Annotated in this window: 7 protein-coding genes; 6 read left to right on the forward strand and 1 reads right to left on the reverse strand. The window is 61.2% G+C overall.

The window, feature by feature from the left end; genetic code table 11:
• Window positions 1-76: 76 nt before the first annotated feature.
• Complete coding sequence (gene nosR, locus ACLK1G_RS10190; protein WP_420765324.1) at window positions 77-1444, reverse strand: response regulator c-di-GMP phosphodiesterase, NosR family; 1368 nt, start codon at window positions 1442-1444, stop codon at window positions 77-79.
• Window positions 1445-1670: 226 nt separating this feature from the next.
• Here nosR and ACLK1G_RS10195 point away from each other — a divergent pair, with 226 nt between their 5' ends.
• The 6 genes from ACLK1G_RS10195 (at window position 1671) to ACLK1G_RS10220 (ending at window position 11894) form a co-directional block, all read left to right on the forward strand.
• The gene (locus ACLK1G_RS10195) at window positions 1671-3962 is read left to right on the forward strand and encodes a GGDEF/EAL domain-containing response regulator (protein WP_420765325.1); all 2292 of its coding nucleotides are present in this window, start codon (window positions 1671-1673) and stop codon (window positions 3960-3962) included.
• Window positions 3959-5833 carry an EAL domain-containing protein gene (locus ACLK1G_RS10200; protein WP_420765326.1) on the forward strand — a complete coding sequence of 625 codons (1875 nt, stop codon included), beginning with the start codon at window positions 3959-3961 and terminating at the stop codon, window positions 5831-5833. Before ACLK1G_RS10195 ends, ACLK1G_RS10200 begins: the two co-directional genes overlap by 4 nt.
• A gap of 57 nt (window positions 5834-5890) precedes the next feature.
• Window positions 5891-6850, forward strand: coding sequence for a cytochrome-c peroxidase (locus ACLK1G_RS10205; protein WP_420765327.1), 960 nt, complete (start codon window positions 5891-5893; stop codon window positions 6848-6850).
• Complete coding sequence (locus tag ACLK1G_RS10210; protein WP_420765328.1) at window positions 6847-8646, forward strand: DAHL domain-containing protein; 1800 nt, start codon at window positions 6847-6849, stop codon at window positions 8644-8646. Before ACLK1G_RS10205 ends, ACLK1G_RS10210 begins: the two co-directional genes overlap by 4 nt.
• Complete coding sequence (locus ACLK1G_RS10215; protein ID WP_420765329.1) at window positions 8643-10049, forward strand: ATP-binding protein; 1407 nt, start codon at window positions 8643-8645, stop codon at window positions 10047-10049. Before ACLK1G_RS10210 ends, ACLK1G_RS10215 begins: the two co-directional genes overlap by 4 nt.
• 225 nt (window positions 10050-10274) lie before the next feature.
• A complete protein-coding gene (locus tag ACLK1G_RS10220) occupies window positions 10275-11894 on the forward strand; it encodes an FMN-binding glutamate synthase family protein (protein ID WP_420765330.1) in 1620 nt (539 codons plus the stop codon).
• Window positions 11895-12127 lie beyond the last annotated feature (233 nt).

A 12127-nucleotide genomic window follows, 5' to 3' on the forward strand; every position in this document is an offset into this window, starting at 1 on the left:
AGAAATATCCGACTGATACTCAGCTATCGCGAGCAAGCTCGCTCCCACAAGGGATAGCGGGTTTGTCAGACCCCGGTCACCCCAAGATAGGCTTCGGCGCCGAAGGATCCGCCTCATCCTCTGGGATCTTGACGAACACGCTGTACCGCGCCCCTTCCATTGCTTCGAAGGCGATGAGCTTTTCGATCAGCGGGCCGCTCATGACCTTTCCGGCGTTGAGCAGCAGCATGCCATTGTCGGCATTGAGGTTGCGCGCCAGAACCATGCCTGCCTCCAGTTCACGGGTGCTGGTGACTTTCACGGTCGGGTCGGACAGCGTCACGTCTTCCAGGTATTCGCCACAGGCCTTGATGAAGTCTTCGACCATGTTCGGGTCGTACAGCTTGCCGGCGTATTTGCGGATGTAGACCAGCGCTTCGTCGCTGTTCATCTGCCGCTCCAGGATCAACCCGCGCTGCAACTCGATGAAATCCACCGCCAGTTTCAACAGGCGCGAGCCGAACGGAATCGCCTCGCCCTTCAAGTGATCGGGGAATCCGCTACCGTCCCAACGTTCCTGGTGATGAAGGATGATCCGCGCCGCGTCCTTCATCGGGTCCAGGGTCATCAGCAGCGATTCGCTCTGCTTCGGATAGGCGCGGTACAGCTCCAGTTCGCTGTGATGCAGCATGTCCGCCGGCGTGACCATCATGTTATCGGTCCAGCTCAGCTTGCCGATGTTGTAGAGCGCGGCGGCCATGGTCAGGTCGCGGTCGGTGGACTCGTCGAGGAAATTGAGCCGGCTATAGACCCGGATGAGTTCGATGATCTGCCGGTTGGTCTGCTTGGCCTTGGGCAGGCGCAGGTTGGCGATCAGCGAGAACACCTCGGTGCCGGTCACGTAGCTGCGCTTGAGCTCTTCATAGGCCAGGTCGAGCATGTCGGCGGTCTGCTGCAGCTCGGCGGTCCGCGACGCCACGCGTTTTTCCAGGGTGGCGTTGAGGGTCTTGAGTTGCTGGTTCTGCTCACGATTCAGGGCTTCGAGGCGCTGACGCTCGCTCTCCGAATGCTGGTGGGCCAGGGCTTGGCGCAGGGCCTGCACCAACTCCTCGTCATTCCAGGGCTTGCTGAGGTAGCGGTAGAGCTGCCCCTCATTGATAGCCTTGGTCATCATGTCCACGTCGGCATAACCGGTGAGCAGGATGCGCAATGTCGAAGGATAAAGCTTGCGAATTTCCGCCAACAGCGTGGCGCCGTCCATGTTGGGCATGCGCGCATCGGTCATCACCAGATCGACCGGCCGCTCCTTGAGAATTTCCAGGGCCTTGGCGCCACTGTCGGCCACCAGGATTTCGTACGGCTGGCTGCGCAACAGCCGACGCAGGCTGTTGAGGATCGATTCTTCGTCATCTACCAACAACACCGTCGGCTTTGTTGCCGGAACGCCCGGCGCTTGATCTTCCATTGGAACCCCCTCCTGTCATCGACAACCGTTCTACCTTAGCCCCAAAAAACAGGCTAGTAGATTGCGAAAATTTAGACACAATTCGCCATCACTCACCTCGCGCTTTCGATGAGCCGACTATGCTGTACCCCATGAAGGGCCAAGTACAGGCCGAATACTCATGCCAGCGAAAGGGATATCAGATGTACCCACGGTTCCGTAGTCAGCATCTCGACGGTGCACGGCCATGAGCCTGCCGATGGAAAGATCCAATCGGCGGATACTGATCGTCGATGACACGCCGACGATCCATGAGGATTTTCGAAAGATTCTCAGCCCTCACGCAGCGCCCGAAGACAGCCTGAGCAATGCTGAAGAAGCCTTGTTCGGCGCCCCCGTGGTGGTTTGCGCCCAGAGCTTCGAGCTCGAATCGGCGTTCCAGGGCATGGAAGCCCTGAACAAGGTTGAAACCGCCCTTGCCCAGGGCAAACCGTTCGCCATGGCTTTCATCGACATGCGCATGCCGCCGGGTTGGGACGGCCTGGAAACCATCGAGCGGCTGTGGCGCGCCGACCCCAAGTTGCAAGTGGCGTTGTGCACGGCCTACTCGGATTATTCCTGGGAGGACATCGCCGACCGTCTCGAACTGGGCGACCGCCTGCTGATCCTGAAGAAACCTTTCGATGCGATCGAGATTCGCCAGATGGCGAGCACCTTGACCGTCAAATGGCAGATGACCGAAGACGCCGCGTTGAAAATGGACATGCTCGAACGGGCAGTGGAAGAACGCACCCGGGAGCTGGCCGACGCCAACATCATCGTGCAGAACAGCCCGACCATCCTTTATCGCCTGCGCGGCGAGCCGCCTTTTCCATTGATGTACATCTCCCACAACATCACCAAGTTCGGCCATGTCGCGGCGCGCCTGATCAGCTCGCCGGACTGGGCGCAAACCTTGATCCACCCCGACGACCAGGCCAAGGTCGACGAAGCCATGGTGCGCGTCCTGGACCGCGACACCGCGGGCGCCTCCATCGAATTTCGCATGCGCACTGGCGACGACACGTTCCGCTGGGTAGAGAACCGCTACATCCCGGTGCGCAACGAGCAAGGCCTGCTGCTGGAAGTCGAAGGCATCATCCTCGACATCACCGAGCGCAAGCTGGCCGAGGAAAAGATCGCCTTGCTGGCCCGCACCGATGGCCTGACCGGGCTCGCCAACCGCGCCACCATGATCGAGCGGCTGCACCAGGCCTTTGCGGCTGCCCGTCGGGGGGCGGCGCCCTTCGCAATGTTTTACCTGGACCTGGACCACTTCAAGCGGATCAACGACACCCTCGGGCACCCCATCGGTGACCTGCTGTTGCAACAAGTCGCAGCGCGGCTCAAGGGCTGCACCCGGGAAAACGACGTGGTGGCGCGCCTGGGTGGCGACGAATTCGCCATCCTGCAACTGGACGTCCACGAAGCGACCCACTGCGCCGCGCTGGCGGCCAAGATTCGCGACACGCTGGTGGCGCCCTATTCCCTGGATGGCAACGACGTACGCATTTCCGTGAGCATCGGCATCAGTCTCTATTCCCCGCAGAGCCCAAGCGCCGACAGCCTGATGGCCCAATCCGACATGGCCCTGTACCGCTCCAAGGAAAAGGGCCGCAACCAGTATCACTTCCACAACGAGGAAATTAACCAGGAGGTCACGGATCGGGTCGCCCTCGCCAATGACCTGCGCCTGGCCATCGAGAACAACGAGTTGCACTTGCACTACCTGCCGGAAGTCGACCTTGGCACCGGCCGGATTCTCGGCATGGGCGTGCAGGTGCGCTGGAACCATCCCGCGCGCGGCTGGCTGGAACCGGCCGCCTTCATGCCGGCCGCGGAAAAAACCGGAATCATCATCGGCCTGGGCCATTGGGTCCTGGACCAGGCCTGCCAGCAGATGCGCCAATGGCGAGACCAGGGCATGGCGCCACCCGTGATCGCCATCGACCTGTCCCTGACCCAGCTCAAGACCGGCCCGGAACTGATCTACGACGTGCTGCGTACCACCGCGCGCTGGGAGCTGGCGCCCTGGGACCTGCGTTTCGACGTCACCGAAGCGACCCTGGCCCAGACCAAATGGACCCATAACGACGTGCTGCCGCGCCTGTGCGAATTGGGCGTGCAGGTCGCCATCGACGACTTCGGCACCGAGTACTCATCCTTCGATTACCTCAAGACTTACCGCGTGAACCACCTCAAGCTCGCCCAACGCTTCCTCGACAGCGCCAACGCCGATCCGGAGAACGCCACGACCCTGCGGGCAATCATCAACTTCGCCCGGGACGTGGGCATCGGCATCATCGCCGAAGGGGTCGAGACCCAGGAGCAACGCACGACGCTGATGTCCAGCGGCGGGTCGATACAAGCCCAGGGGCACTATTTCAGCACTGTGGTGGACAGTGAGCAGGCCGCCGCCCTGCTCAAGGCGGGCGCCATCGTTCCGGTGGCGGACCACTGGACCCGGCCGGCGAGCCAGCTATCGGAGAGCAGCCCATGAACCCCATGTCCGTACCGGCAAACAGGCGCATCCTGGTGGTGGACGACACGCCCGCCATTCACCACGACTTTCGAAAGATCCTCAGCCCCAGCGCAGGCAACGATGACTCGCTGGACGACACCGAGAGCCTGTTGTTCGGCACGCCGCAGGTGAACCGGGTGCAATTCCAGATCGACTCGGCCTACCAGGGCGAGGAAGCGCTGGAACTGGTCAAGCGCGCCCAGGCCGAAGGCCAGCCCTATGCCCTGGTGTTCGCCGACATGCGCATGCCGCCCGGCTGGGACGGCCTGCAGACCATCGAACAACTGTGGAAAGCCGACCCGCGCCTGCAGATCGCCCTGTGCACCGCGCATTCGGATTACTCCTGGGAGACCATGTCGGAACGCATCGAATTCGACGATCAGTTGTTGATCCTCAAGAAGCCGTTCGACACCCTGGAAATCCGCCAGATGGCCAGCGCCATGACCTGGAAATGGCAATTGGCCCAGGACGCCGCACGCAAGATGCGCAGCCTGGAACGCACCATCGAAGAGCGGGTCCAGGAGCTGCTCAAGGTCTCCCACCTGCTGCAATATGACGTGCTCACCGAGCTGCCCAACAGCATGCTGCTCGGCGACCGCCTGACCCAGGCCTTGGCCCAGTGCCGCCGGCATGACCGACAGTTGGCGGTGATGTTCATCGGCCTGGACCGCTTCAAGCGCATCAACAATGCGCTGGGGCACCCGGTGGGCGACGAGATGCTCAAGCGCGTGGCGCGGGCGTTGGCGGCCGTGGTGCGCGAATCCGACTCGGTGTTTCGCTACGGCTCCGATGAGTTCGTGGTGATCCTCGGCGACATCGCCGACCCACAATTGACCAAGGGTGTGGCGGAAAAGCTGCTGGGGGCTATCAACTCCCCGCACCCCATCGACGGTCACGACCTGACGGTGACAGCGAGCCTGGGCATCAGCGTGTATCCGGCCGATGGTTTCGATGCCGTGGCGCTGATCAAAAAGGCCGAGACGGCAATGCGCAACGTCAAGGAAAACGGCCCCAACGATTTCCGTTTTTTCACCGAGGACATGAATCGCCGCGCCCGTCAGCAGCAGACCATCGAATCTGGCTTGCGCCTGGCCTTGCAGCGTAAGGAGTTCGTGCTGCATTACCAGCCCAAGCTCGATCTGACGAGCGGTAAAGTGGTCGGTGCCGAGGCGTTGGTGCGCTGGAATCGCCCCGACCAGGGGCTCGTCTATCCGTCGGATTTCATCCCCGTGGCCGAGGACAGCGGCCTGATCGTCCCGCTGAGCCAGTGGGTACTCCAAGAGGCCTGCCAGCAGGCCTGTCGCTGGCAGGCCGAGGGCATGCGGCCGCTGTACCTGTCGGTCAACGTCTCGGCGATCGATTTCCGCCAGCGCGGTTTCGTCGATGGCATCGCGCGCACCCTAAAGGAAACCGGTCTGGACCCGACACAGTTAGAACTGGAGATCACTGAAAGCGTGCTCATGCAGAACATCGACACCACCGTCGCCACGCTCAATGCCATCAAGCATCTGGGCATACGGCTGGCCATCGATGACTTCGGCACCGGCTATTCGAGCCTGAGCTACCTGCAGAAATTTCCGGTGGATGTGTTGAAGATCGACCAGTCGTTCGTCGGTGACCTGAGCATCGACAGCAACGACGCGAAACTGGTGAGCACCATCATCAGCCTGGGCAAGAGTTTGAACCTGCACATCATTGCCGAAGGCGTGGAAACCCGGGAGCAGCTGGAATTCCTCAAGATCCACCAGTGCGAGGAAGCCCAGGGCTACTACTTCAGCAAGGCCGTGGCACCGCAAGCCTTCAGCCAATGGATGGCTGAATGGGAACAACGCCCGAACCCGTTTTCGTGAGCGCCAGCGTCATAACCCCCTTGTTTCAAGGGACAGCATTTCAAAGGAAAGCACCCCATGGCGTCACACGGACTGATTCTGGCTCTCGGCCTGCTGGTGGGACTGAGCGTGACCGCTCGCGCCGAGCCATTGGACGAACCGCTCAAACCCCTGCCTCCCGCTCCCGCCCTGGACCCCAAGCGAGTCCAGTTGGGCCAGCGGCTGTTCAATGACCCACGGCTGTCGGTCAACAACACCCTGTCCTGCGCCAGTTGCCATCGCCTGGACAAGGGCGGCGCCGACGACAAAGCCTTATCCCTGGGTTTCGACGGCAAGCCAGTGGAGGTCAATACGCCCACGGTGTTCAATGCCAGCCTGAATTTCCACCAGTTCTGGGACGGTCGCGTCGACACCCTGGAAGAACAGGTGCATATCGTCGTCACCAGCCCCGGTGAAATGGGCAGTAACTGGGAAACGGTGGTCAAGCGCATCGCGGGCGATACGGGCTATGCCAGGGATTTTGCCGACGCGTACCCAGACGGCGTGACCCAACCCAATATCCAGGGGGCGCTTGCCGACTACGAGCGCACCCTGCGGACACCCAACTCGCGCTTCGATAAATACCTGCTGGGCGATACCGACATCCTCACGCCTCGGGAAAAGTTCGGCTACCAGCGCTTCAAGGAGTACGGCTGCATCGCTTGCCATCAAGGCGTGAACATCGGCGGCAATATGTTCCAGAAATTCGGCGTGATGGGCGACTACATCCAGGACCGGGGCAATCCGACCCGAGCCGACGAAGGACGCTTCAACGTCACCGGCGACGAAGCCGACCGCCAGGTCTTCAAGGTGCCGAGCCTGCGCAACGTGGCCGTCACCGCGCCGTATTTCCATGGAGGATCGGCACAGACCCTGGAGCAGGCAGTGAAAGTGATGTTCAAGTATCAACTGGGCCGCGAACCCCAGAAGAACGATACCGAACTGATCGTCGAATTCCTCAAGACCCTCACCGGCGAATGGGAGGGCAAGCCGCTATGACTCTCGCACGCCGCCTCGGCCTGGTTTTCATTGGTGTATTGCTGGCCTCGATCCTCCTGTTCATGTACATCCAATCGGGTGCCCAGCAAGCCGCCTCGCACATTGAATCCCGGGACCTGATCCGCCTGCTCAAGCAGCAGGACGGTATCTGGGACAACGAAGTGCTCAAGTCCCGGATCGCCCTGAGCCACAATTACGACCCGCTGGTCTCGCCATTGAGTGAAATGACGCGCCTGTGGCAGCGTCTCGATGCCATCGAGTCGGAGCCCGGCCGGCACGCGCCTACGCTCTGGTCATCCCAGCGCGACGAATACCTGAAGGCAATCAAGGAAAAAACCCGCCTGGTGGAACAGTTCAAGTCCCATAACGCGGTACTGCGCAACTCCCTGGCATTCCTGCCTACCGCCGAGGACGACATCCAGCGCCAGTTCACCCAACTGTCTGACGGTGAAAAACTGGAACTGCAAAACGTTGCCATCGACACCTACGACCTGCTGCTCAGCACGATGGAGTTCGCCCAGATCACCACCCGCGAGCAGGCCGCCGAAGTCTTGCTGGGCCTCAATCAGCTGGACGTCAATAAAGAGCGGCTGCCGGCGGGGATCGTCAGCTCCGTCGACATCCTGGGCAGGCACATCGCGTTGATCTTGCGCGAGCAACCGTTGGTCAATCAGCTGTTGCATGACTTCGAGGCGGTCCCCCTGGCCGCACGCCTGGACACCATCACCAGCCTGCTGGAAAAAGATCAGGAAAAAGCGGCTGCCAAACATCAGCGCAACCACATTCTCTTGCTCTTGTTCGCCACCTTCCTGACGTTGATATTGATTTGGCTGGCGGTTCGGCTGGTGCGCAGTTTCGGCGAGATCAAGCGGGTCAACAGCGCCCTGCAAACCGCCAACGACGAGCTCGAACAACGGGTCGAGGAACGCACCCGCCAGCTCAAGGACACCCAGAGTGAACTGATGGACACTGCCCGCCAGGCCGGCATGGCGGAGATCGCCACCAACGTGCTGCACAACGTCGGCAACGTGCTCAACAGCGTGAACATTTCCGCCGACCTGGTCAGCCGAAAACTGCGCAGCAGCAAGGCCCTGGGCCTGGGCAAGGCGATGAACCTCATCAACGAGCACAGCCACGACCTGGGGCACTTCCTCACCGAGGACGAAAAAGGCAAGCTGCTACCCGGTTATCTCAACCAATTGGTGGAAGCCATCGCGACGGAACAACAAAGCCTGACCGACGAGCTTGCGCAACTGAGCAAGAGCGTCGACCACATCAAGGACATCGTTTCCACGCAGCAGTCCTACGCCGGCGCCAATAGCCTGATGGAACCGCTGGTGGTCAGCGAACTGCTCGAGGACGCCCTGCGCATGAACTCAGGGGCCCTGACCCGCCACCATGTGACGGTGATCAAGGAGTACGGCGAGGTGCCACGGATCATGGGCGACAAACACCGCATGCTGCTGATCCTGATCAACCTGATCAGCAATGCCAAATACGCCATGGCGGGGGTTTCCAACCATGCGCGGAACATGACGCTCAAAGCCAGGGTCGTAGATCAAGAGCTGCAAATCAGCGTGAAGGACGAAGGCGAAGGAATCCCGGAGGAAAACATGACGCGCATCTTCGCCCACGGTTTTACCACCCGTAAGGACGGTCACGGGTTTGGCCTGCACAGTTGCGCACTGGCGGCGATTGAAATGAACGGCCACCTCACCGCGCACAGCGAGGGGCCAGGGACCGGGGCGACATTCGTATTGCAACTGCCCTTGAAACTCGCAGAAGGTGAGCCATGAATAGCCTGAGTAACCGGCGCATCCTCTTGATCGACGATACGCCAGCCATCCATGACGACTTCCGAAAGATCCTGACGCCCGAGGACGAGAGCAACGCTGATCTACAGGACATGGAAAGCGCGCTGTTCGGCGAAGCGCCGAAAGCGGCCGCCACCGTTTTCGAACTTGACTCCGCCTACGGTGGCCAGGAAGGCCTGGCCAAATTGCAGCAGGCGCTGGCCAAGGAGCATCCCTATGCCCTGGCCTTCGTCGACATGCGCATGCCCGAAGGCTGGGACGGCGCCAAGACCATCGAGGAACTGTGGAAAGTCGATCCGCAACTGCAAGTGGTGGTCTGCACCGCGTACTCGGATTATTCCTGGGATGAGCTGCTCGACCGTCTCAACGGCCACGATCGTCTGCTGATCCTGAAAAAGCCCTTCGACAACATCGAAGTTCAGCAGATGGCCAACACCTTGACCACCAAATGGGAAATGACCTCCCGCGCCCGTTTGAAAATGAACAAGCTCGAAGACCTGGTGGAACAACGCACCCTGGCGTTCAAACAGGCCAGCGAGTTGCTACAGATGGAAATCGACGAACGCAAGATGCTCGAGAGCCAGCTGGTGCAATCGGAAAAACTCGCCTCCCTGGGCCAACTGGCCGCCGGCGTGGCCCACGAGATCAACAACCCGATCGGCTTCATTTCCTCCAACCTCGGCGCCCTCGGCGGTTACTTCAGCAAACTGGAGGAGATGCTCCAGGCCTACGGCAGTGCCGAGCAAGCCATTGCCTCGCCGGAGTTGGTGCTGAATCTGAAAAGCCTGCGCGAGCAGGTGGAACTGGACTTCCTGGTGGAAGACATCCCGGTGCTGATCAAGGAATCCAAGGACGGCATCGCCCGCGTCGGGCAGATCGTCAAGGACCTCAAGGACTTCTCCCGCGTCGACTCCAGCCAGGAATGGCAGATGGCCAATTTGCAGCAAGGCATGGACTCGACCTTGAACATCGTCGCCAACGAGATCAAGTACAAGGCCGACGTGGTCAAGCAATACAGCCCGTTGCCGGAGGTCGAGTGCCTGCCGTCGCAAATCAACCAGGTGATCATGAACCTGATCGTCAATGCCGCCCAGGCCATCGGCCCGGAACGCGGCACCATCACCCTGCGCAACGGGGTGGAAGGCGACAACGTCTGGATCGAAGTCGCCGACAACGGCTCCGGCATCCCGCCGGAAACCCTGCAGAAAATCTTCGACCCGTTTTTCACCACCAAGCCCATCGGCCAAGGCACGGGACTTGGATTGTCGCTGTCCTACGGCATCGTGAAAAAACACAACGGCGACATCACGGTGAGCAGTGAAGTGGGGGTGGGAACGACCTTTCGGGTGGAATTGCCGGTGCGGCAGATGAAATTGGCGGGGTGAGCGACCGCAGTTTCCAATTTCAGCGAGAGGGCTCTGTGGCGAGGGGATTTAGCGAAACGTCGCACCGCCCCGCTGGGCTGCGCAGCGGCCCCAAGAATTTCAGGGCCGCTTCGCGCCCCAGCGGGGATAAATCCCCTCGCCACAGGGTTCTTGTTGCCTGCCGTTTCACAGCAAGCGCAGAATCTCTGCTTCGCCCCACCCATCGCTCGCCCCCAAGGAACCCGCATGAGCCTGTCTTTGCTGAGCCGCTACGCCTTCTTCGCTGGCTGCGTGATCTTCACCCTCGCCAGCTTGCCGTTCCTGCAACATGACTGGCTCTGGCCGATAGCGCTGGTGACGGGGCTGCTGAGCCTGCTGGGGTTGTTCGACCTGCTGCAAACCCGCCATGCCGTGCGCCGCAACTATCCGATCCTGGGCAATATCCGTTACCTGGTCGAAGGCATCCGCCCGGAGATCCGCCAGTACCTGCTCGAATCCGACAGCGATGCCCTGCCCTTCTCCCGTGCCCAGCGCTCGCTGGTGTATTCACGGGCCAAGAACGAAAGCGCCGACAAACCGTTCGGCACCTTGATCGACGTCTACCAGGCCGGCTTCGAATTCATCGGCCACTCCATGCGCCCGGCGCCGTTGAGCGACCCCAGCGGCTTTCGCGTCACGGTCGGCGGCCCGCAATGCACCCAGCCCTATTCGGCCTCGGTGTTCAACATCTCGGCCATGAGCTTCGGCTCGTTGAGCGCGAACGCGATCCGGGCGTTGAATCAGGGCGCCAAGCTCGGCAACTTCGCCCATGACACCGGCGAAGGCAGCATCAGCCCCTACCACCGCGAACACGGCGGAGACCTGACCTGGGAATTGGGCAGCGGCTATTTCGGTTGCCGCAGCAGTGACGGGCGCTTCGACCCCGAGCGCTTCGCCACCCAGGCCCGGAACCCGCAGGTGCGGATGATCGAAATCAAGATGAGCCAAGGCGCCAAGCCCGGGCACGGCGGGATCCTGCCCAAGCACAAGGTCACCCGGGAAATCGCCGAGACCCGTGGCATCCTCATGGGCGAGGACTGTGTTTCGCCGTCCCGCCACAGCGCGTTCTCCACGCCAATCGAGCTGATGCAGTTCGTCCAGCAATTGCGCGAATTGTCCGGCGGCAAACCGGTGGGCTTCAAGTTCTGCCTGGGCCATCCATGGGAGTTCATGGGCATTGCCAAGGCCATGCTGGAAACCGGGATCCTGCCGGACTTCATCGTCGTCGATGGCAAGGAAGGCGGCACCGGCGCGGCGCCAGTGGAATTCACCGACCACATCGGCGTGCCACTGCGCGAAGGCCTGCTGTTCGTGCACAACACCCTGGTGGGACTGAACCTGCGCGACAAGATCAAGCTCGGCGCCAGCGGCAAGATTGTCAGCGCCTTCGACATCGCCAGCGTCCTGGCCATCGGCGCCGACTGGGCCAACGCCGCGCGCGGCTTCATGTTCGCCATCGGCTGCATCCAGTCGCAAAGCTGCCACACCAACAAATGCCCCACCGGCGTCGCCACCCAGGACACCCTGCGCCAACGCGCCCTGGTCGTCCCGGACAAGGCCCAGCGGGTCTATAACTTCCACCGCAACACCCTCAAGGCCCTCGCAGAAATGCTTGCCGCCGCCGGGCTTGAACACCCTTCGCAATTGCAGCCCAAGCATCTGGTGCGGCGGATGTCGGCCACCGAAATCAAACTGTTCTCGCAGTTGCATGTGTTCTTGAAACCGGGGGAATTGCTGACGGGTGAAGTGAACGGACAGTTCTATTCGCGGATGTGGCAACTGGCGCGGGCGGATAGTTTTGAGCCGCGGGAAATAGCGGTGGCGTAACCTGTGAACACAGTACATCCGTGGCGAGGGAGCTTGCTCCCGCTGGGCCGCACAGCGGCCCCCAGACAGGCGCAGCAGTACAACAATCGAACCATGCCAACCGGATTGCGACTGCTGCGCAGCCGAGCGGGAGCAAGCTCCCTCGCCACGGGTGCATCGTTTTTCTCGAATGCGCGTTCACGCCCTACCTGTAAGTTCTGACAGTAGACGTCACCTTCCATGCGATTGACCAT

The sequence above is a fragment of the Pseudomonas algeriensis genome (assembly GCF_048847255.1).
Taxonomy (GTDB): Bacteria; Pseudomonadota; Gammaproteobacteria; order Pseudomonadales; family Pseudomonadaceae; genus Aquipseudomonas.